We start from the raw sequence: 22,765 nt of genomic DNA, 5'->3' as shown, positions 1-22,765 counted from the left end.
ACCAGGGTGCAGAAGCGTCAGTCACGACAGCCGAGACGGCGCGCTTATGCCGTAACGAAGATTGCACGAATCTTTAAAAAGATTCCGAGTGAAAATCTACACGACGCACAGCGTGTGCCATCAACTCGTAAGCAAGCGCTCCTAAGAAAATCACCGGAGAGTTTCAGCCGGTGCCGTTCCTTTGGCGCCGATTCGCAGACCGCGATTCGGTGAAGGGCGAAGCCATGCCCGGGCAAAGGGCGGCATTGGCGCTTGTTAACGGGGAGTCACAGTTCATGTCGACCTCATATCACGCGCTCGCTTCCGGCAACCTCACCCAGAACTGGAGCAACGTCGGGCAGATCTCGACCAGCGACGACTGGTCGGGTGTGCCGGGTATCATGGGGTACAGGGGCGACGACCTGACGGGTGCGACTGGCGCCGATCCTCGCACGCTGACGGCCGGCACGCCGGCGGCGGTGGTTGACGTCAACCCCAACCAGCCCACTCCCGAAACATTCACCACGGGCGGCGTCACCGAGTTCCATCTCGAAAACCCGACGGTTGCGCTCGCCGGGTCGAACACGGCCGACGCGCCCTCCCTGGTTTTCCATCTCGACGCGACCGGCCGGCAGGACATCCGCGTCCAGTTCAACGCGCGCGACGTCGAGGCATCGGTCGACGATGCGGCCCAGCAGCTCAACGTGCAGTACCGCATCGGCTCGACCGGGGAATGGACGAACGTACCGGGCGGCTACTTCGCCGACGTGACGATGGCGGGGTCCGCTGTGATGGTGACTTCGGTCGATGTCACTCTCCCGGCCGAGGCCAACAACCAGCCGCAGGTCCAGGTCCGCGTCATGACCACCAACTCCTTCGGCAACGACGAATGGGTGGGCATCGACGACATCAACATTTCCAGCACCGCCGCCAACGCGCCGATCGATCTCTCGACCTACGTTCTGGTGGCGCGATACGACCTGCCGGAGCCGACGCGGACCGACGCTCCCGCCAACAGCGTGCTCGCCCAGGAAGTCTCGGGCGTGACGTACAACTGGGACACCGACACGCTGTTCGTCGTCGGCGACGGCGGCACGTCGGTCGTCCAGGTGAGCAAGACCGGCCAGCTGATCGACTCCATGACCCTGGCGCAGGGCGACAGCCCGCAAGGCACCGCGTTCTACGATCCGGAGGGGATCACCTATATCGGCAACGGCAAGTTCGTGATGACGGAGGAGCGCGACCGGCAGGCGGTCGAATTCACCTATTCGGCCGCAAGCGTGCTCGAGCGCAGCGGCACACGGACCGTCGACCTCGGGACCTTCGTCCAGAATATCGGCCTGGAAGGCCTCACCTACGACCCCTCGACGGGCGGATTCATCTTCGTGAAGGAGTCGGGGCCGGAGGGCATCTTCCAGACCGGCATCGACTTCGCCGCCGGCGCCGCCACCAACGGCTCGGCAGACACCGTCAATTCGGTCGATCTCTTCGATCCGGCGCTGGCCGGCCTGTCCGATTTCGCCGACGTCTTCGCGCTGTCGAACCTACCCGCCTTCAACGGAACGCCGCAGGCGGGCCAACTGCTGGTGCTGAGCCAGGAAGAGGGCAAGATCGTCCTGATCGATCGCGCCGGGCAGGTGCAAAGCTCTCTCACGATCGTTTCCAATCCCGGCAATCCGCTCTCGGTCCCGGCCCAGCAGCATGAAGGCCTGACCATGGATCGCGACGGCAATCTGTACGTCGTCAGCGAGAATGGCGGCGGCGACTTCGATCATCCCCAGCTCTGGGTCTATGCACCGTCGGCGGCCGCCAACCAGGCGCCCACCGCCGTCGTCCTGAACGACCAGACCAATGCGCTGCCGGAGAACTCCAACACGACCACCCGGATCAAGGTGGCCAGTGTCGCGGTCACCGACGACGGGCTGGGGACCAACCAGCTGACCGTCAGCGGCACCGACGCGGCCTTCTTCGAGGTCGACAGCAACGGCTTGTACATCAAGGCCGGCACGACCCTCGATTACGAAACGAAGGCGAGCTACGCGGTCACGGTCAACGTCGATGATGCCGCCGTGGGCAATGCGCCGGATGCGACCGCGGCGTTCACGCTCAATCTTGGGAATATCGAGAACGAAGCTCCCGCCGCGCCGTCGCTCTACGTCTCGGAGGTGGCGCCCTGGTCCAGCGGCAACAGTCCCGCCGCCCTGGGAGTCGACTGGTTCGAGATCACCAATGGCGGCACGACCGCCATCGACATCACCGGCTGGAAGATGGACGACAGTTCCGCGTCCTTCGCCACGGCGGTGCCGCTGAACGGCATCACCACCATCAACCCCGGCGAATCGGTGATCTTCCTGGAGGCCGCACCCGGTAGCCTGGACGCCAAGAAGGCCGCCTTCCTCGCGACCTGGTTCGGCTCGAACCCGCCCGCCAACCTTCAGATCGGCAGCTACAGCGGCAGCGGTGTCGGCCTCAGCACGGGCGGCGACGGGGTCAACCTCTACGACGCCGCCGGCGTCCTGCAGACCGGCATCACCTTCGGCGCTTCGCCGGCCGGGCCGTATCCGACGTTCGACAACGCGGCCGGCCTGACCAACGCGGCGGTCTCGCAGCTGAGCGCCGTGGGCGTGCACTCAGCCTTCGCCGCGGCCGGCGATGCGGCCGAGATCGGCTCGCCCGGAACGGTTGGCAAGGTGTTCATCTCGGAGGTCGCGCCCTGGTCGAGCGGGAACAGCCCCGCCGCCCTGCAGGCGGACTGGTTCGAGGTCACCAACAGCAGTGCCTTTGCCGTCGACATTACCGGCTGGAAGATGGACGACAATTCGGGCTCGTTCGCCGCGGCGGTGGCGCTCAGCGGCATCACCTCCATCGCTCCCGGCGAGTCGGTGATCTTCCTCGAGGCAACTTCCAGCAACCTCGAGGCCAAGAAGGCCGCGTTCCTGGCGACCTGGTTCGGCGCGAACCCGTCCGCCAATCTTCAAATCGGCAACTACACCGGCAGCGGAGTCGGTCTCGGCACCGGCGGCGATGCCGTGAACCTCTACGACAGCACCGGCGTCCTGCAGGCAACGGTGGCCTTCGGCGCATCTCCCACGGGCCCGTCGTTTGCGACCTTCGACAATACCGTTGGTGCGACCGGCGCGCCGACGCCGATCGCGCAGCTCAGCGCAACCGGAGTCAACGGGGCGATCGCCGCCGCGGGCGATGCCAACGAGATCGGCTCGCCCGGCCGAATCTCTTCCTCCGAACCGATCGATACCACGGCGCCGACCCTCACCTCCGCGACGCCGGCCGACAATGCCGCGGCCGTGGCGCCATCCGCCGACATCGTCCTGACCCTCAGCGAGGCCGTGAAAGCCGGCACGGGCGACATCACCGTCACGAACGGCGCGGGTGACGTGCGCACGATCACGATCGGCACCAGCGATCCGGATGGAACCGTCACCATCAACGGCAGCGAGGTCCGCATCGACCTCGCGGCCGACCTGGCCGCCGGCAGCCACTACGACGTGGTCGTCGCGGCCGGCGCGATCCAGGACGCGGCCGGCAACGACTTCGCAGGCATTGCGGCCGGCGGCCTCGACTTCACCACCGCCGGCCCGGCGCTCACCGCCATCTACACCATCCAGGGCGCCGGCCATCAGTCGGCCCTGGTCGGGACGACCGTGACGACCCGCGGCGTGGTGACGGCCATCGACAGCAACGGCTTCTACATCCAGGACGCCACGGGCGACGGCAACGGCGCGACGTCGGACGCCCTCTTCGTCTTCACCGGCAGTGCCCCCACGGTGACCAAGGGTCACCTCATCGAGGTGAGGGGCACCGTCTCGGAATTCACGCCCAACGGTGCCGCGGCGGGCAGCCTGTCGATCACCCAGCTCACCGCCCCGACCGTCACCGACATGGGCGTCGGTCCGGCCGTCGCCGCCGTGCAGATCGGCGGCAGCGCCGGCCTGAAGCCGCCGACCACCAACCTCGACGACGACGGCCTCGCCACCTTCGATCCGGTCAATGACGGGATCGACTTCTTCGAGGCCCTCGAGGGGATGCTGGTCACGGTCAAGGCGCCGGTCGCGGTCAGCCCGACCAACGGCTTCGGCGAGATCTTCACCATCGTCGACAATGACGACAACCCCGCCAATGGGCTGAACACCAATAGCCCGAGCGCGCAGGGCGGCGTGATCGTCAGCGGCGGCACGCCGTCGTTCGGCAACACCAACACAGTGGGTGGCGACTTCAACCCGGAGCGGATCCAGATCGACGACGACAGCGGCATCCTGGCCGGCTTCGCCACGCCCGGCGTCAACGTCGGTGCGCAGCTCAGCGACGTCAAAGGCGTCGTGAGCTACGCGTTCGGCCAGTACGAGGTGGTGGCGACCGAAGCCTACACGGTGACGTCGCCCGGCACGCTCGTGCCCGAAACGACGTCCCTCGTCGGCACCGGCAGCCGCCTGACCGTCGCCAATTACAATATCGAGAACCTCGACCCGTCCGACGGCGCGGCCAAGTTCAATACGCTGGCGCAGCAGATCCTCAACAATCTCAAGGCGCCCGACATCCTGTGCCTGCAGGAGGCGCAGGACAATAACGGCCCGACCAACGACAGCGTCACCTCGGCCTCGGCCACCTTGCAGATGCTGGTCGACGCCATCAACACCCTCAGTGCCGCCTCGGGCGGCACGGTCCAGTATGCCTTCCAGGACAATCCGTTCATCGGCGACGACCTGAACGGCGGCGAGCCCGGCGGCAACATCCGTAACGCCTATCTCTACCGTGTCGACAGGGGCGTCGACCTGGTGGACGGCTCGCTGCGCACCATCGATGCCAGCGGCGCGGCGACGACCGCCGTCGGCGGCAATGCCGACGCCAGCCATCCCTTCTTCGACTCGCGGCTGCCCCTCGTGGCGGACTTCACCTTCAACGGTCAGACCATGACGATCGTCAACAACCACTTCTCCTCGAAGGGCGGGAGCGGGGCGCTGATGGGTACCCAGCCGCCGTTCAATTCGGACGAGGATGCGCGGGCGGCGCAGGCGCAGACGGTCAACACCTACGTCGACTCCCTGCTGGCCGCCGATCCGGACGCTCGGGTGGTGGTTGCGGGCGATCTGAACGAGTTCGAGTTCGAGGAGCCGATGGCGGTGCTGCAGGGCACGGCCACCTACCAGGATGGCGCCGATGACGACACAGTGCCCGAATACACGGCGGGCGGCACGGCGATCCTTGACGCCATGGTCGAGATGCTGCCGGTCAACCAACGCTACGACTACGTGTTCGACGGAAACTCCCAGTCGCTGGACCATATGTACGTGACCGACGCGGCCCGCGCCGGCGCGCAGTACGACATCGTTCACATCAACGCCGAATTCGCCAACCAGGCCAGCGATCACGACGCGCTGGTGGCGAGCTTCGACATGTCGGCGCCGGTTTCGATCACGCCGACCGGTGCGATCTCCTTCACCGTCGCGGGCTCGCTGACCTTGGCCGGCGCCGAGATCTCGGCCTTCGATGCCGCGAGCGACCGCCTGTTCACGACCTCGAGTGCCGGCCTGCAGGTCGTCGATCTGGCCAATCCCGAGGCGCCGACGCTGATCGCCACGGTCAACTTCACGGCCCTGGGCTTCGCCACCACCGACATCACCAGCGTCGCGGTCAAGAATGGCATCGTGGCCGTCGCGTTGCCGGCGGCCGTCAAGACCGATCCTGGGCACGTCGTCTTCCTGAAGGCCTCCGACCATACGCTGCTCGGCTCGGTCGAGGTGGGTGCGTTGCCCGACATGCTGGTCTTCACGCCGGACGGCAAGAACCTCCTGGTGGCCAACGAGGGCGAACTCGACGCCAGCGGTGCGGATGCGCCGGGGTCGGTGAGCATCATCGACATATCGGGCGGTGTCCCGGCTGCCACGGTCAAGACCGCGACCTTCGACAGCTTCAACGGCCAGGAAGACGCGTTGCGGGCCGAGGGCGTGCGCATCTTCGCCGGCAAGACGGTCTCGATGGATGTCGAGCCCGAGTACATCGCGATATCGCCGGATGGCACCAAGGCGATGGTGACCCTGCAGGAGGCCAATGCGCTGGCGATCCTCGACCTCGCCACCGGGACCTTCACCGACATCGTGCCGCTCGGCCTCAAGGACTGGACCGGCCTGAAGCTCGACGTGAGCGACCGCGACGGGCCCAACGGCACGACAGCGATCAACCTGATCACCGATTCGCATCTCTTCGGCATGTACATGCCGGACGCGATCGCCAGCTACACGATGGGCGGCCAAGCCTACTACGTCATGGCCAACGAGGGGGACGACCGCGACGACTTCCTGACGCCCGACGAGACCATCCGTGTCAGCTCGGGCTCGTACGACCTCGACAATGCGCTCTATCCCGACGAGGCGGCGCTGAAGAACCAGGCCGAGCTCGGTCGCCACACGGTGTCCAACAGCCCCGGGCTGCGCGGCGACACCGACGGCGATGGCGACATCGACCAGATGCTGACCTATGGCGGCAGGTCGTTCTCGATCGTCGATTCGGAAGGTACCCGCGTCTTCGACAGCGCCGACGTGATCGAGCGCATCATCGTCGAGCAATTCCCCGCCCTGTTCGACGATTCGCGTAGCGACAACAAGGGTCCCGAGCCGGAAGGCATCACCATCGGGACCATCGGCGGCCAGACCTACGTCTTCGTCGCCCTCGAGCGCTCCAACATCACGCTCGCCTTCGACATCACCGATCCCGCTCATGTCACCTATACGGGCGCGGCCTACAACAGCGGAGACCTGAGCCCGGAAGGCCTGCTGTTCATCCCGGCCGCCGATTCGCCCACCGGCAAGGACCTGCTGGTCTCCAGCAACGAGGTGAGCAACACCGTCACGGTCTTCGAGGTCGGCGCACCGCCGCCGTTCACGCTCCAGCTCCTGCACCTCTCCGATGGCGAGGCGGGCCTGCTGGCGGACGATACCGCGCCCAATCTGGCGGCGCTGGTCGATGCCTTCGATGGCCAGTATGCCAACACGCTGATCCTGTCGGGCGGCGACAACTTCCTCCCGGGCCCGTTCCTCAACGCCGGCACCGATCCCTCCCTCAATGCCGTGACCGGGATCGGCGCCACCGCGGCCGGCCGGCCCGACATCGCGATCCTCAACGCGCTTGGCGTCGAGACCTCGACCATCGGCAACCACGAGTTCGACCTCGGCTCGACGGCATTCCGTGACGCCTTCTCGCCATCCGGTGCCTGGGGCGGCGCCAACTTCCCCTACCTGTCGTCGAACCTGGACTTCTCCGGCGATGCCGTCCTGGCGCCGCGCTACACCAACACACTGGATGGGGGCACCGGCACGTCGGTGGTCGAAGCCAGCACGCTCAAGGGCCGTATCGCCCCGGCGGTGGTCGTCACCGAAGGCGGAGAAAAGATCGGCATCGTCGGCGCCACGACGCAGATCCTGGAGTCGATCTCTTCGCCCAACGGCACCGAGGTCAAGGGCTTCCCGACCGGGGCGGGCCCCAACGGCGAAGTCGACGACATGGACCTGCTGGCCGCACAGCTGCAGCCAATCATCGACGAGCTGATCGCCGAGGGCGTCAACAAGATCATCGTGACCGCGCATCTGCAGCAGATCGCCAACGAGCAGTTGCTGGCCACCAAGCTCAGGGGTGTCGACATCATCCTCTCGGCGGGATCGAATACCCGCCTGGGCGACGCCGACGACGAGGCGGTCGCCTTCCCGGGCCATGAGGCGAGCTTCGACGGGACCTATCCGATCGTCACCCAGGGCATCGACGGCAAGACGACACTGATCGTCAACACCGACGGTGAGTATAGCTATCTCGGCCGCCTGGTCGTCGACTTCGATGCCAACGGCGACATCATCGTGGCCAGCCTGACCGAGAACGTCTCCACCAACGGCGCCTATGCCGCGACCGCGGAGAACGTGGCCGAAGCGTGGGGCGTGGGCGAGAACCAGCTCGAGACGACCGCCTTCGCCGAGGGCACGAAGGGCGACCAGGTGCGCGACATCACCGAAGCGGTCGACGCGGTGATCGCGTCCAAGGACGGCACGATCTACGGCTTCACCGATGTGTACCTGGAAGGCGAGCGGGCCGTCATCCGCTCGCAGGAGACCAACCTCGGCAATCTCTCGGCCGACTCCGGCATCTATGCCTTGAAGAAGGCGATGGGCGATGCCGCCGACGATCTGTTCATCGTCGGCCTGCGCAACGGCGGCGGCATCCGCGCCCAGATCGGCTCGGTTGACGACGACGGCAACAAGGTCGCACCGATCGCCAACCCTGACGCCGACAAGCCAGACGGCGGCGTGTCGCAGCTCGACGTCGAGAACGCATTGCGCTTCGACAACAAGACCATGGTCTTCGACACCGATGCCGCCGGGCTGAAGGCGATCCTGGAACACAGCGTCGCGGCCGGCGCCAACCAGGGTCGCTTCGCCCAGGTCGGCGGCCTGCGCTACTCCTACGACCCCGACAACGTGGCCGGCTCGAAGGTGATGAACATCGCTTTGGTCGACCAGAACGGCGTCGTCGTCAGGCGCGTACTGGAGAACGGTGTGATCTCCGAGGACGCCCCGGACGTGATCACCGTGTCGACCACGTCCTTCACCGCCAACGGCGGCGACGGCTATCCGATCAAGGCCAACGGCAGCAACTTCCGCTTCCTGCTGAACAGCGGCATGCTGGGCATTCCGGTCGACGAGGCGCTCGACTTCACGCTTGCGGCCAATACGCCGGCCAATGCGCTGGGTGAGCAGGACGCCTTCGAGGCCTACATGCAGGCGCGCTATGGCACCCCTGACCGTGCCTACGACATGGCCGACACCGCCGAAGCGCTGGACATCCGCATCGAGAACCTGAACAGCCGGGCCGATGGCGTGTTCGCCGCCTCGGGTCCGGGAGGTGCCGGCAACGACCATGTCACCGGGACGGAGGCGATCGACAACCTGATGGCGGGTGCGGGCGACGATACGGCGAGCGGCGGCGCCGGCGCCGACCTGATCGACCTCGGGGGCGGTGCCGACGTGATGCGCGACAGCCTGCCCAACCTGAACGGCGACCGCATCTCGGGCTTCGGCCTCACCGACATGCTGGACATCGACGGCGCGTTCGTCGGCCGCTCGAACTTCACGGTCATCAAGACGGCCGAGGGGGCGACGCTCAGCGCCGGGGGGGCGACCTTCCATCTGGTCGGCGACTTCGCCGCCGGCGACTTCCTGGCGGTGGCGCGCGGCACGGGCATCGATGCCCACACGACCGTCACCTTCGAACGCTACCTGCCGACGCTCTCGGAAGGCGTCCGGGTGAACCCGGCCCTGATCAACGGCATCGCCAGCGAGGAATTCCTCACCGGCGACGGCAATGTCGAGTTCGCCCTGAGCATGCGGTCCGCCACCTCGGAGTACAAGAACAGCCTCGGCACCTACATGATCGCCGCCGACGGCACGATCTCCGACGTCCGGATCCTGTTCAGCAACACTCTGGGCGCGGGCGGAGCGACCGTGAACCTCGGCAAGCCCGATGCCAACGAGAAGATCGGGTTCTTCCTGATCCAGGACGGGTTCGACGCCTACGGCAACCTGCCGGACAACCTGTCCTTCGTGGACCCGGGCACGTTGAATGTAGCCGATCTCGACAACGGCTTGCCGGTGGCGCTGCGCAGCGCGACCTTGGGACAGCTCAACGGCGCACAGATCTTCCACTCGTTCTCGACGCTCAACCCGGGCGACGCGAACCAGTCGCTGTCCGGCATCTCCACCAACGGCCGCGAACTCCTGATCGGCTTCGAGGACCAGGCGGTCACGTCGGGCGACAACGACTTCCAGGATGTCGTCTTCAGTATCCGGGTGAACTCGGACGGCCTGCTGGTCGCCTGAGCGAGACGGGAGGGCGACGAGGCCGGGGTTTCCGACATCGGCATCGTCGCCGCCAATCGCTCGGGAATGGGGTATCGTCCCCGGTCACGCATACACCGCTGACCAAGGGACGGAAATGACCGAGCCGCTGCCTCCAAAACGCCCGACCTGGTGCGAAATCGACCTGTCGGTCGTGAAGGACAACCTCGTCCTGTTGCGCGACCTGGTGGGGGGCGGGGTCGCGATCTTCGTTTGCCTCAAGGGCGATGCCAGCGGTTGCGGCGATGTCGCCGTTGGTCGCGCGGTACAGGATGCCGCCGTTGACGGTGTCGCGGGCCTCGCCTTCGGCAATCTCGACCGCGCAGTCGCCGCGCGCGACGCCGGGATAGGGTTGCCGATCCTCCTGTATCCGACATGCCTGCCCGAGGCGGCGCCCTTCCTGGAACGGCATGGCTTCATGCCGACACTATCGACTCTGGAGGAGGTGGCGGCCTGGTCGCGTCATGCGACGTCGCTTCAGGTCTACCTGAAGCTCGACGGTGGCGGCTTCCGGGCCGGCGCGTTGCCCCACCATGCCGCGGCGGTCGCACAGGCCATCGCCGGCAGCGCGACCCTGAAACTGGCCGGCGTCTATGGTCATCCCATGACGTCCTACGGCCCGGTCGATGCCGGCTACACCGACGCGCAGGTCACCTCCTGCCTTGCCGCGTTCGACGCCATTGCCAAAGCCGGTATCGAGGCGCCGATCCGCATGCTCTCGAGCTCGGCGATCATCCTCAGCAATCCAGAGGCCGATCTCAATGCCGTCGATCCCGGCCGGCTCGTTCTCGGCCACGGCTTTCCTGCAGTCGCGGGACGCGAGCGACCGTGGCGCCACGCGCTGGTGGGCCTGCGCAGCCGCCTGGTCATGGTGAAATCGCTCGCCGATCCGGGTGACGTTATGCCGGCTCCGTTCCTGCCGCTACGTCCCGGCATGCGCCTCGGCCTGATCCCCTACGGCTGGAGCGATGGATTTCCGCGGCGCATGCCGGCCGCCGCCACGGCTCTCGTGCGCGGCCGCCGCGTTCGCCTGTTGGGACCCACCCATTCCGAGTTGATCCGCGTCGATCTCACCGACGCTCCCGACGCCCAGCTCGGCGATGAGGTGGTTCTCCTCGGCCGCTCGGGCGGTGAGGAGATCACCTTGCCGGATCTCAGCCGGCAATGGGGCACCGATGTCTCCGCTCTGTATCCCATGGTCGGAAAATCAATCCGTCGGGAATACGTCCAATCGGGAAATCGCTGAGAAGGTCAGCTGTACGTTCCACCCGGCGATTGATTCTGGAACGTCTGATCTTGGAACGCCTGATCTTGGAGCGACAGATCCTGATGGGGCTGGTTCTGGAATTCCCGGCCTGGGAGACACTGTCCATGCGGCGCCAATGCCTCCTGGATGCGGCGCATGCGGGCCTCCGTCGGCGGGTAGCCGCTGGCGGCCACGACGTCCTGGATGGCCTGCCAGATCGTCTCGCGCTGCTGCGGGTCGTCGGGCAGGAGGAGAGGCAGCGCATCGATGGCGCGCTCCTCGTCGAGGCGCAGGAGCATATGCTGGTCGCGGACCAGAACCTTGATCTCCGCGCCGGACTGCTGATTGGTCGCGTCGACGCGGCGCACCGCCTGCAGGACGGAGTAGCCGCGCTCGTCGGTGGTACCCTGGTCCATCCGCAGATACACGATCGCCCGGATGAGGGCGGCCGCCACGCCGCCCACCTCGAATTGCTCGTCGAGGGAGGCGCGCCGCTCGGCGATGATCGTGTCGCGCGTCAGGTCGCGCGTGGCCGCTTTCGGCCGGCCGTGCGTGTCGATGCCGGCCATCGCCTGTAGAAGGGGAGAGCCGTAGATCGCGAGGAACATCGCCTCGGTCGTTGCATCGCGCACGGTCTGGTAATTCTGCCAGCAGCTTGCGATCCAGGTGGACGTGACTTTTTCCCAGGCGCGCAGCGGATTGTCGTCGGCGACCGGCCGACGGTCGGCGCGGACGGCGGTCGCCAGCGACTGGATCGGCGTGGCAACGGGGTTGCGGTCCGAGAGGGCCGCGAAGCGCAGGCGGTTGGGATGCGCTTCGCGCACCCGCGCCGCCGATTGTTCGGTGGTCGCGGCCTGCACGACCGGCTGCAGGAACGTGCGATAGAGGGCCTTGTTGACCTCGGAGACCCGCGCGGCCGTGGCGAAGCGGCGCTCGTCCTCGGCGCTGTTGGTCCCCAGCGCGCGAATGTCGTCGAGCTTGCGGGTTTCCAGGCGGAACAGGTACTTGCCGTGAAGCAGGCCGGGGTTCACCGTCCCATCGTCGATGTCGGTGATGACAGCTTCATAGAGCCCCGGCGGCAGAAGATCGATCATCTCCATGCAGGAGGCCAGCTCGGCATGCTCGCGGGTCGCGACCTTGCCCGAGACGAAGATGCCGAGATGGCCGATCGTCTTGTGCAGCGTGTAGACGATAGTCTGTCCGTTCTCGACGATGTCGTCGTCCTGCTCGTAGAAGTCCAGGATCCAATCCAGCGCCTGCTGCGGCGGGGTGATGTTGTCGCCCCACGAGCAGAGCACGACGATGGGGGAGCGTACGTTGCGCAGGTCCACGCGGATGCCGGTCGACGTGCGGATCTCGCCGGCGGTCAGCTTGTTGCCCACGAAGAGATTGTCGGCGATCCACTGCATCTCGCCGGCGTTGAGCAGCACCGGGTTGCCCCACCAGGTCTCGAAGTCGAGGAAGCGCGGCGCCTCGGTATCAACCTTGGAATAGAGGTTGTAGCCCTTCTGCCAGTAGGTATTGGCGGGATTGAGCGATTCGAAGTTGGCGATCAGGTTCGCGCCATCGAAGACGCCCTTGCCGAGATCGCCCGAGAGTGCGGTGACCCACGTTCCGCCCAGGCTGCCGCCCAGGTAGCGCAGCGGATTGTGGCCATGCACGCCCGCCCAATAGGAGAGTGGCGCGCCGGCCAGCACGATCGGGCCAAAGATTTCGGGCCGGATCGCCGCCGTCATCATGATTTGCCATCCTGCCTGGCAGTTCGCGACGATGACCGGTTTGCCGTCGGCATCGGGATGCAGGCCGGCCACTGTCTCGACGAACGCCGCTTCCGCCATGCAGACATCCTCGATGGTCTGTCCCGGCACCGGCTCCGGCAGGAAGCTCACGAAGTAGCATTCGTGGCCCGCCGCCAGCGCGACGCCGATTTCGCTTTCCTGGTGCATGCCGCCGATGCCGGGCCCGTGCCCGGCGCGCGGATCGACCACGATGAAGGGCGCCTTCTCGGGAAAGATCGCCGTTCCCGCAGGAGGTACGATGCGCACCAGCATGTAGTTGACCGGCCGCGGCAGCAGCCGGCCGTCGCGCACCAGTTCGAACTCGAAGCCCAGGACGCTGGGCGCGATCTTGTTCGCCTGCTCGAAGAAGATGTTGCCGCGCTGGCGCAACGCATCGAGCATCAGGATGGAGCGCTGCCACGCGTCGATCCAGTAATCGCCGATGAAGCCGAAATTGGGAGTGGCCGACATGATGCGCCTCCTGAAGCAATGGCCTGGACCATCACATCGGCCTGCTACAGCGATATGAACCGCCGGACGGAAGATGAACCAAGGCACTCAGTGTCCGGCGCCCGACTTGCCGCGCGCACCGAACGTCTTACTGTCCGTACATGATCTCCCGCAGGACCCTTCTTTCCGGCCTTGCCGCGACGGCGGCAGCCGGATGCACGCCCAGCCAGCCCGTTTCCACGTCGATGCCCTATCCGATCGCGCCGCCGCCGCCCGACCGGGCGACGCTGGGACTCGATGCGGTGATCGATCTCAGCCGCAGCGTCGCGGTCACGGATTTCCGCGCGGTGCGCCGCAGCGGCATGCTCGGCGTCATCCACAAGGCGACCGAAGGCGGCGACTATCTCGACACGGCCTATGCCGGCCGGCGGCCGCAGGCCGAGGCGGCGGGCCTGCTGTGGGGCGCCTATCATTTCGGCACCGGCCAGACCTCGGGCGCGCGGCAGGCCGCCTACTTCCTCTCCGTCGCGCGGCCGGGCCCGCGCACCCTGCTCGCGCTCGATCTCGAAGCCAACGAGAACAACCCCAGCAACTCGATGCGGCTCGACCAGGCCGAGGAGTTCGTGCAGGCCGTGGTCACGGCAACCGGCCGGCTGCCGGTCGTCTACGTTCATCCGACCTGGGCCAACGGCGATCCGCTGCCGAACTCCGGCCTGAGCCTGGGCGCGCGCATCACACCGGACTCGATCGTCGCGCGCTGCGGACTGTGGATCGCGGACTATCACGACTCGCCGGAAGTGCCGCTGGGCTGGGAGCAGATCGGCTGGCGCCTCTGGCAATATGCCGGCGACGAGAGTGCGAGCAAGCCGGCCTACGGCCAGACCAATATCGTGAACGGCGTCAGCCACTGCGACCGCAACCTGTTCAACGGCGACGCGAGCGAGCTGCAGAGGTTCTGGGGTGCGTGATCGCTCCTCGATGTGAAGCCGATCTTGACGCTGTGACCTAGCACGCGTTTTGCGTCATCCTTCCCGACGGCGCGGGTCGCCCGGAGGGTTTGGTATGCTGGCAAACGTACGGCGCACGGTCCTCGGTCATCTGGTCGGCGGAGCGGCAGCGGCGCTGCTGGCCGCGCTGCCCGTCACGGCGATGGCGCAGAAGCCGCCCTCGACCCTGAAAGTCGTGATGCATTCCGACCTCAAGGTGATCGATCCCATCTGGGTGTCGGCGCAGATCGGCCGCACTCATGCCTATCTGGTTTACGACACGCTGTTCTCGCTCGATGCCGACCTGAAGCCGCAGCCGCAGATGGTCGACAGCTACACGGTGAGCCCCGACGGGCTGGTCTATACATTCAAGCTACGCGACGGCCTCGCGTGGCACGACGGTGCGCCGGTGAAGGCCGAGGACTGCATCCAGTCGATCAAGCGCTGGGCCGAGCGCGACGGCGTCGGCCAGCGCCTGATGCAACACACGCAGTCGTTCGACGTCGTCGACGACAAGACGTTCAAGCTCACCCTCAAGAACCCCTACGGCTTCGTCATCGCTTCGCTGGCCAAGCCCGGCAGCACCGTGCCCTTCATGATGCCCAAGCGCGTCTCCGACACGCCCGGCACACAGCAGATCAAAGATGCGACCGGTTCGGGGCCGTGGATCTTCAAGGCCGACGAGTGGAAGCCCGGCGAAAAGGTGGTCTACGTCAAAAACCCCAACTACAAGCCGCGGCCTGAGCCGGCCTCGGGCCTGGCCGGCGGCAAGGTCGCCAAGTTCGACCGCATCGAATGGCTGGCGATGCCCGATATCCAGACGGCGGCCAACGCGCTGATGACCGGCGAGATCGACGCCATCGAGGCGCTGCCCCTCGACCTCGCGCCCATGGTCGAGAAGAACAAGTCGATCGCCTTCATGCGCGGCAAGTATCCCGGCCAGTACACGCTCCGCCTGAACTGGCTCCACCCGCCACTCAACAATCCGAAGATCCGCGAGGCGATCGGCTATGCGATCGACCAGCGCCCCTATCTCGAGGCCCAAATCGGCAACGAGAAGTTCTTCCAGCTCTGCAAGGCTTACTTCATCTGCAGCACGCCGCTGGCCAGCACCACGGCGATGGACGGCCGCCTCGAAGGCAACGTCGCCAAGGCACGCGAACTGCTGAAGGAGGCGGGCTACGACGGCACGCCGCTGGTGGTGATGCACACGACCGACCTGCCGGCGCTCGTGAACCTGGCGCCGGTGGCGAAGGCACAGCTCGAGCGCGCCGGCTTCAAGGTCGACATGCAGTCGATGGACTGGCAGACGACCGTGGCCCGCACCAACAAGCGCGACGCGCCGGACAAGGGCGGCTGGAGCGTCTTCCTGACGAGTTGGGGTGCGCTGGATTCCTCCGACCCGATCGTGTCGCAGAACCTAAACGCCTCCTGCGAGAAGGCGACACCCGGCTGGCCATGCGACAAGCGGATCGAGGAGCTGCGCGACCAGTTCGCCCTCGAAAGCGACGCCGCGAAGAAGAAGGCGATCGCCGACGAGATCCAGACTCGCGCCGTCACGCTCGGCACGCACTATCCGCTGGGCGAGTGGTACGGCCAGTTCGCCTACCGCACGAGCACCAAGGACTGGCTGCCGCCGATGACGGCCATGCTGTTCTGGAACGCCGAGAAGACCCAGTAGCCGGGGATCAGGACAGGAAGGGGTCGGCCGGGGTCGGCAGGCCCATGTTCTCTCGCAAGGTCGTGCCCCGATACTGCGGCGGACGGAGGCCGCGGCGCTGGAGCTCCGGCACGACCAGCTCGACGAAGTCGCGCAGGCTGCGCGGCTGGACGGGCATCGACAGCATGAATCCGTCGCACGCCTTGCTCGCGTACCAATCCTCCATCATGTCGGCGACCTCGACCGGATCGCCCTTGACCATGTTGCCGCCCATCGACGGCAGGACGCGCTCGTAGGTGCCGCGCACGCTCAGGCCCTCGCGCGCTGCCATCTCCAGTACGGAGCGTCCGATCGCGGTGCCGCCGACACTCTCGCCGGGGCCCGCCGGCATCGGCCCGTCGAGCGGTGCGTCGGTCAGGTCGAAGCCCACCAGCTTCGACAGGTAGCTGACGGCCAGCGACGGGGCGATCAGACCCTGAAGTTCGTCATAGAGGGCGTCGGCCTCGGCTCGGGTGCGGCCGACGAACACGCTGAGCGCGGGCAGGATCTTCAGCGCATCCGGTGGACGGCCGTACTTCGGCATCCGCCCCTTGATGTCGGCATATTCCTTCTGGGCCTGCGCCTTGCTGCTGGCGGTGCCGAACAGGCCCTCGCCGCCATAGGCCGCCAGCTCCTTGCCGGCCTCCGACTGGCCGGCCATGAAGACCACCGGCTGGCCCTGCGGCGTGCGGGCGACATTGAGCGGTCCCTTGACCGCGAAATGCGTGCCGCGGTGGTTGGTCAGGCGCACCCGCGCCGGGTCCAGATACTGTCCCGTCGCCTTGTCCTGCGGGAACGCATCGGTCGCCCAGGAATCCCAGAGGGCGCGCACGACATCGAGGCTTTCTTGCGCCCGCTCGTAGCGCTCGACGCGACCCATATGCTCGTCGCGGCCAAAATTCTTCGCATCCTCGACATACTGGGTCGTGACGAGGTTCCAGCCGGCCCGGCCGGCGCTGAGATGATCCAGCGAGGCGAACTTGCGGGCGATGCTGAACGGCTCTTCGTAGGTGGTGGTCGCGGTGGCGACCAGGCCGAGTCTCGTCGTGTGCTGCGCCAGGGCGGCGAACAACGTCACCGGCTCGAACACCGCCGGACGATCCGATGGGCTGTTGGCGGCGAACAGGGCCGGCTTGTCCATCTGCCGCACGCCATTGCCGTCGGCCAGGAACATCATGTCGAGCTGGCCGCGTTCGGCGATTCGCGCCATCTCGACCATGCACTGGAGTTGCATCGTGGTGGTCGGGAAGGAATCGCGATGACGCCAGCCGCCAAGATGGCCGCCCAGCGCGCCGCCGGTGAAACCAAGAACCATCATGCGATGCCGTGCTCCGCTTTTTCCGCCGGCTTGCCCTGCCACTGGCTCGGAGCCTCCGGCAGGCCGAGGTGGCCGCGCAGGGTGGTGGTCTCATACTCCTTGCGGAAGATGCCGCGGCGCTGCAGCTCGGGCACGACCAGGTCCACGAAGTCGCTGAGGCCGCTTGGCTGGACCGGCGCCATGATGGTGAAGCCGTCGCCGGCCTTGCTCCGCCACCAATCCTCCATCTCGTCGGCGACCTGCGTCGGGCTCCCCTTGAACACCGGGCCGCCCAGCGCCGGCAGCGTGCGCTGGTAGGTCTCCCGGAGGGTGAGGTTGTCGCGTCGCGCCATATCGATGATGTAGCGGCGCAGGCTGCTGCCGCCCAGCGTCTCCTCGGCGAGGTCGTCGAACGGCAGCGGGCCGTCGAGCGGCAGGGTCTCGAGATCGTGCACCAGCATCTTGGAGAGATAGTGCACGCCCAGCGCCGGCGAGATCAACGACTGCAGTTCCAGGTAGAGGTCCTCCGCCTCGGCAGCGGTGCGGCCGGTGAAGACGCTGACGCCCGGCAGGATCTTCAGCGTGTCGGGCAAGCGGCCGTAGCGCGACATGCGGCCCTTGATGTCGGCATAAGCGTCGATGCAGTCCTGCTTGGTGGTGCCGGCGCCGAACAGCGCGTCGGCGTAGCGCGCCGCCAGCTCCATGCCGGGCGCGGACTGGCCCGCCATAAACACGATGGGCCGGCCCTGCGGCGTGCGCGAGATGTTCAACGGTCCCTTCACCGTGAAATACGGGCCGCTATGGTCGATGGGCCGCACCCGCGTCGGGTCGAGATACTGGCCGCTCGCCTTTTCCTGCGGGAAGGCGTCGTCGGCCCAGCTGTCCCACAGGGCCGCGACGACTTCGTAGAATTCCTGCGCCCGCGCGTAGCGATCCTCGCGGCCCATATGCTCGCTGCGGCCGAAGTTCAGCGCATCGCCGGCATTGGAGGCGGTGACCAGGTTCCAGCCGGCGCGGCCCTTGCTGATATGGTCCATCGAGGCGAAGCGTCGCGCGACCATCCACGGCTCGTCGTAGGTGCTGGTCGCGGTAGCGACGACCCCGACATGCTTGGTGACCATCGACACGGCCGAGAGCAAGGTCGTCGGCTCGAAGAAGGACGGTCGCGCCGAGGGGTGATTGGCGGCGAACAGCGCCGGGCGGTCCATGTCGCGCACGCCGTTGCCGTCGGCCAGGAACACGCAGTCGAACTTCCCGCGCTCGGCGATCTGCGACATCTCGATGAAGGCTTCGAGATTCATCACCGGCCTCTCGAAGGCATCCTTGTGGCGCCAGCCACCGAGATGGCCGCCGACGAGATTGGGAATGCAGGCGAGATGCATCATGGCATCGGCTCCTCGTTCGGGCATCGTCGGCCGGCGCTATTGTGGCACGGCCGCCGGTCTCTCTGGATGCCGTCGCAAGAACCGGGCCTAGAGGGCGCGCCTACGGTTTCGCCGCTACCGGCCAGTAGTGGCCGTCGGGTGTCGAGCGCTTGCCGAAGATCGCCTCGCCGACGCGCACGACGTCGGCGCCCTGGACGATCGCCTCTTCGAAATCGTTCGACATGCCCATCGACAGTTCGCGGATCGCCGGATCGTGCCGCAGGGCCGTGTCGCGCAGCTCGCGCAGGCGTTCGAAGCAGGGACGCACCTTGTCGAGGTCGGTGCTGAACACCGCGAGCGTCATCAGCCCGCGCGGCTTCAACCGCGGAAAGCGCTGGAGTTCGTCGAGATAGGGGAGCAGCTCGTCGGGCTGCAGGCCGTATTTGCTCTCTTCGGCTGACGTGTTCACCTGGACATAGACGTCGAGCGAGCGATCCTCCCTGTCGAGGCGGGCATTGAGCGCCTCGGCCAGCCGCACGCTGTCGAGCGCGTGGAATTCGCGCGCGAAGCGGGTCAGGTATTTGACCTTGTTGGTCTGCAGATGGCCCACGATGCACCAGTCGATGGCGAGATCCGAAAGCTCAGTGTGCTTGGCCACCGCTTCCTGGATCTTGTTCTCGCCGAAGTCGCGAATGCCGGTCGCGTAGGCGAAGCGCAGGACATGCGCCGGCACCGTCTTGGTGATCGGCAGCAGTCGCACCGACTCGCGCGGCCGTCCGGCCTGCGCGCAGGCTCGTACGATCCTCTCCTCCACGGAGGCGAGGTTGCGGCTGAACAAGGTGAAGGGATCGGGACCGAAGCGCTTGATGTCTTCGGGTGTCAGACTTGAGGGTTCGAAAGATGCGTTCATGGGTATCCAACCGGAGTGTCCGGCTGAAATACCCTAGTCGAGTTTGCGCGTCGCTATGAACACGCCGATGGCGACGGCGATCGACACGGTCGACACGACGATGACCAACGGCCACAGGAGACTGCCGAGAAAATCCAACATGGGGCGTGAACGAGCGCCAGCGCGGCGCGTTCCCGATTTCGTGGCTTTGCGCTGCGGATCATTGGAGGCCGGCCGGCGTTATAGGCGCCATGTCGCCCCTTTTTCAGCCCGGACGCACCGTGTGGAAAGTCGAGCACGCCCCCCGGGCGGCCGTTCTGATCGATGGCGCAGCGTTTTTCGCGGCCGTTCGACAGGCCTTCCTGCAGGCCCGCCGCACCATCTTCATCGTCGGCTGGGACATCGACAGCCGGACCGAGCTGGTGGGGGAGCAGCCGCCCGAGGACGGGCTGCCGACCAATTTCGCGGGCTTTCTCACCGAATTGCTGAAGCGGCGGCCGGAGCTGCGAATCCATCTCCTGCTCTGGGATTACTCCCTGGTCTACGCGCACGAGCGTGAGCCCCTGCCGCAGCTTTTCCTCAACTGGCAGATGCCGCCGCAGGTCACCTTCTGCCTCGATTCGACGGTGCCGTTCGGGTCCTCGCAGCACCAGAAGCTGGTGGTGGTGGACGATGCGCTGGCCTTCTCGGGCGGCCTCGACCTGACCATCCGGCGCTGGGACACCAGCGGTCACGATCCCGACAACGCCCGCCGCGTCGATCCCGGCGGCGAGCCCTACCGGCCGTTCCACGACGTCCAGATGATGGTCGATGGCCCGGCGGCGCGCGCACTCGCGCTGCTCGCGCGGGCGCGCTGGTGCCATGCCAACGGCGGCGAGCCGGAGGTCGAGCCGGAAGGCGATCCCTGGCCGCAAACCTGCGAGCCGCATTTCACCGACGTCGAGGTCGCGATCGCACGCACCCAGCCGCGCTACCATCTCGAAGAGGAAGTGCGCGAAGTCGAGGCGCTGTTCGTCGAGAGCATCGCCCGCGCCGAGCGCACGATCTACATCGAGAACCAGTTCATGACCTCGGGCGTGGTGGCGTCGGCACTGGCGCGCCGCCTGCGCGAGCGGCCGGAGCTTGAGGTGCTGATGGTGGCGCCGCGCAGCCATGATTCATTCATCGAACGGCGCACCATGCGCAACGGCCGCATCCGCTTCTGGCGCACCGTGAAGGCGGCCGGCGGCGACCGGGTGCGGCTGCTCTATCCGTCGATCGAGACGCCGGGCGGGAAGGACGGCCCCTCCACCTACACGATGATCCATTCCAAGATCATGGTGATCGACGACTGGTTCGTGAGAGTGGGCTCGGCCAACCTCAACAATCGCTCGATGGGCGCCGATACCGAATGCGACCTCGCCATCGCGGCAACGTCGGAGCGCGAGCGCGCCGCCATCGTGGAGCTGCGCGACCGTCTTCTCGGTGAGCATTGCGGCGTGTCGGCGGAAGAGGTCGCGGCGGCCGTCGCCCGGCAAGGATCGCTCGTGCGGGTCGCGGACTCGCTTTGCGGCAACGGTCACCGTCTTAGTCCGATCGACGATGGTCAGCCCGACCGCACCCTGTTCGCGCGGCTGGCCGAGCGGGTTGCCGATCCGGCCCGGCCGCTGCGGCTGGGGCGTCTGGCCGGCCGGCTGCTGCCGCGCCTGCTGTTCCATGGCAGCCGGACCATCGGTCGCCGGCTCGCCAAGCGCGAGGATCGCCGCGCCGCCCGCGAGAAGAAAGAGGGCGAGACGCCGCGACCGCCGTCAAGGGGGGCCGCGAGCGAGGAGGGGCTGCTGGGCCGCGCGGGCCTCGTCGTGGCCGGCGCTCTCGCGGTGATCGTCGTGCTGACGCTCGCCTGGCAATTCACCGGACTGAAGGAGTTCGCCAATCCCGCCCATATCCGCGAGCTCATGGAGGGAGCGCAGGGCGAACCGTGGGCGCTGGGCGTCGTGGTCGCGCTGTTCGTGGTGGCGGGCGCGGTGGCGTTTCCCGTCACCATCCTGATCCTGGCAACGGCGGCGGTGTTCGGTCCGTGGTGGGGCATGCTCTATGCCACTGCAGGCGTGGCGGCCAGTGCGGGGCTCATGTTCACGGTCGGCGCCCGCTTCGGGCAGGAAGTGCCCAGGCGCCTGCTCGGCAAGCGGTGGGACAGGCTGCGCGACCGTCTCCAGCGGCGCGGTCTTGTTGCCGTGGTCGCGCTGCGCGTGGTGCCGGTGGCGCCGTTCTCTCTGATCAACCTCGCCGCCGGCGCCGGCTCGATCCGCCTCGTCGATTTCATGCTCGGGACGCTGATCGGCATGGGCCCGGGCCTGGTCGCCATCGCGCTGATGGGCGACCGGATCGCCAAGGTGCTGGCCGATCCCAGCGCCGGACAGATTGCCGTGCTTTTGCTCTGCGTTGCCGGCTGGATCGGCCTGTCCTTCGGCGCGCAGGCGCTCGTGTCGCGGCTCGGGGAACGGACCACTTGAATTCCGTCCGTCTGATGACCTGGAATATCCACGGTGCCTTCGGCCGCAATCCGCGCTTCGACCTCGATCGCGTGATCGCCCTGGTCAAGAGCCACGCGCCCGACATCGTGGCTTTGCAGGAGATCGACTCGCGGAGCGTTGGGGCACATATGGGCAATCCCTTCGATGTGCTCCAGGCCGCCCTCGGCTCGCACGGGATCGGCGCCAGGACCGTGGTGACGGCGGACGGCGAGTATGGCCAGGCCCTGATCAGTCGCTGGCCGCTCGAGAACACGCAGATCCACGACCTCTCCTATCCCGAGCGCGAGCCGCGGCGCGCCATCTGCACCGATGTCGCCACGCCCTTCGGGCCGTTGCGCGTGATCGCCACGCATCTTGGCCTCACGTTGCGCGAACGGCGCAGCCAGGCGATCGCGCTCCTGAACATGCTGGGCCGGCTCGACCGTCCGACCGTCGCGCTGGGCGACTTCAACGACTGGCTGTGGGCGGGGTCGGTGCGCCGCAGCCTCGCCCGCGCCCTGCCGGGATTCAGCCGCCATCGCACCTTTCCCGCGTGGCTGCCGCTGTTCGAGCTCGACCGCATCTATCTTTCGCCGGCCTCGGCCCTGATCGGAAGCTGCATAGACTACCGTGCGCGGGAGCTTTCCGATCACCTGCCGGTGATCGCCGACATAGAGGTCTAGAGTGGCGCG

Annotated in this window: 10 protein-coding genes; 6 read left to right on the top strand and 4 right to left on the bottom strand. The window is 66.9% G+C overall.

From position 1 onward, the window contains the following. Positions 1 to 275 precede the first annotated feature (275 nt). Positions 276 to 9,854 carry a choice-of-anchor I family protein gene (locus ACO07I_RS09260; RefSeq protein WP_422016542.1) on the top strand — a complete coding sequence of 3,193 codons (9,579 nt, stop codon included), beginning with the start codon at positions 276 to 278 and terminating at the stop codon, positions 9,852 to 9,854. Positions 9,855 to 9,969: 115 nt separating this feature from the next. Then, positions 9,970 to 11,118 carry an alanine racemase gene (locus tag ACO07I_RS09255; RefSeq protein ID WP_422016540.1) on the top strand — a complete coding sequence of 383 codons (1,149 nt, stop codon included), beginning with the start codon at positions 9,970 to 9,972 and terminating at the stop codon, positions 11,116 to 11,118. A 5-nt stretch (positions 11,119 to 11,123) separates the two neighbouring features. On the opposite strand, the gene ACO07I_RS09250 is transcribed toward ACO07I_RS09255, so the two are convergent. Continuing rightward, a complete protein-coding gene (locus ACO07I_RS09250) occupies positions 11,124 to 13,367 on the bottom strand; it encodes a DUF3141 domain-containing protein (protein WP_422016538.1) in 2,244 nt (747 codons plus the stop codon). 140 nt (positions 13,368 to 13,507) lie between these two features. Between ACO07I_RS09250 and ACO07I_RS09245 the strand changes: the two genes are divergently transcribed. Further along, positions 13,508 to 14,314: a glycoside hydrolase family 25 protein gene (locus ACO07I_RS09245; RefSeq protein ID WP_422016536.1), complete on the top strand. Its 807-nt coding sequence runs from the start codon at positions 13,508 to 13,510 to the stop codon at positions 14,312 to 14,314. A 94-nt stretch (positions 14,315 to 14,408) separates the two neighbouring features. After that, the gene (locus ACO07I_RS09240; RefSeq protein ID WP_422016534.1) at positions 14,409 to 16,013 is read left to right on the top strand and encodes an ABC transporter substrate-binding protein; all 1,605 of its coding nucleotides are present in this window, start codon (positions 14,409 to 14,411) and stop codon (positions 16,011 to 16,013) included. Positions 16,014 to 16,020: 7 nt separating this feature from the next. Here the strand turns inward: ACO07I_RS09240 and ACO07I_RS09235 are convergent, their stop codons facing one another. From ACO07I_RS09235 to ACO07I_RS09225, 3 genes are all read right to left on the bottom strand, one after another. Beyond that, positions 16,021 to 17,349, bottom strand: coding sequence for an LLM class flavin-dependent oxidoreductase (locus ACO07I_RS09235; RefSeq protein ID WP_422016532.1), 1,329 nt, complete (start codon positions 17,347 to 17,349; stop codon positions 16,021 to 16,023). Continuing rightward, the gene (locus tag ACO07I_RS09230) at positions 17,346 to 18,713 is read right to left on the bottom strand and encodes an LLM class flavin-dependent oxidoreductase (protein ID WP_422016530.1); all 1,368 of its coding nucleotides are present in this window, start codon (positions 18,711 to 18,713) and stop codon (positions 17,346 to 17,348) included. The genes ACO07I_RS09235 and ACO07I_RS09230 overlap by 4 nt, the downstream gene beginning before the upstream one ends. A gap of 100 nt (positions 18,714 to 18,813) precedes the next feature. Then, complete coding sequence (locus ACO07I_RS09225) at positions 18,814 to 19,602, bottom strand: YggS family pyridoxal phosphate-dependent enzyme (RefSeq protein ID WP_422016528.1); 789 nt, start codon at positions 19,600 to 19,602, stop codon at positions 18,814 to 18,816. Positions 19,603 to 19,832: 230 nt separating this feature from the next. Here ACO07I_RS09225 and ACO07I_RS09220 point away from each other — a divergent pair, with 230 nt between their 5' ends. Then, positions 19,833 to 22,073, top strand: a complete 2,241-nt coding sequence (locus tag ACO07I_RS09220) for a VTT domain-containing protein (RefSeq protein ID WP_422016526.1) — start codon at positions 19,833 to 19,835, stop codon at positions 22,071 to 22,073. Beyond that, entirely contained in the window at positions 22,070 to 22,756 is a 687-nt protein-coding gene (locus tag ACO07I_RS09215; RefSeq protein WP_422016524.1) for an endonuclease/exonuclease/phosphatase family protein, read from the top strand. Before ACO07I_RS09220 ends, ACO07I_RS09215 begins: the two co-directional genes overlap by 4 nt. Positions 22,757 to 22,765 lie beyond the last annotated feature (9 nt).

Source organism: Reyranella sp., from assembly GCF_965227665.1.
GTDB lineage: Bacteria > Pseudomonadota > Alphaproteobacteria > Reyranellales > Reyranellaceae > Reyranella.
Note: the sequence above shows the minus strand (reverse complement) of the source record. Positions and strands in the feature narration are given on the sequence as shown.

Coding starts and splice junctions, on each gene's coding strand:
- ACO07I_RS09220 (WP_422016526.1), top strand. CDS start 19,833: ATGTCGCCCCTTTTTCAGCCCGGACGCACCGTGTGGAAAGTCGAGCAC.
- ACO07I_RS09235 (WP_422016532.1), bottom strand. CDS start 17,349: ATGATGGTTCTTGGTTTCACCGGCGGCGCGCTGGGCGGCCATCTTGGC.
- ACO07I_RS09225 (WP_422016528.1), bottom strand. CDS start 19,602: ATGAACGCATCTTTCGAACCCTCAAGTCTGACACCCGAAGACATCAAG.
- ACO07I_RS09250 (WP_422016538.1), bottom strand. CDS start 13,367: ATGTCGGCCACTCCCAATTTCGGCTTCATCGGCGATTACTGGATCGAC.
- ACO07I_RS09230 (WP_422016530.1), bottom strand. CDS start 18,713: ATGATGCATCTCGCCTGCATTCCCAATCTCGTCGGCGGCCATCTCGGT.
- ACO07I_RS09260 (WP_422016542.1), top strand. CDS start 276: ATGTCGACCTCATATCACGCGCTCGCTTCCGGCAACCTCACCCAGAAC.
- ACO07I_RS09255 (WP_422016540.1), top strand. CDS start 9,970: ATGACCGAGCCGCTGCCTCCAAAACGCCCGACCTGGTGCGAAATCGAC.
- ACO07I_RS09245 (WP_422016536.1), top strand. CDS start 13,508: ATGATCTCCCGCAGGACCCTTCTTTCCGGCCTTGCCGCGACGGCGGCA.
- ACO07I_RS09240 (WP_422016534.1), top strand. CDS start 14,409: ATGCTGGCAAACGTACGGCGCACGGTCCTCGGTCATCTGGTCGGCGGA.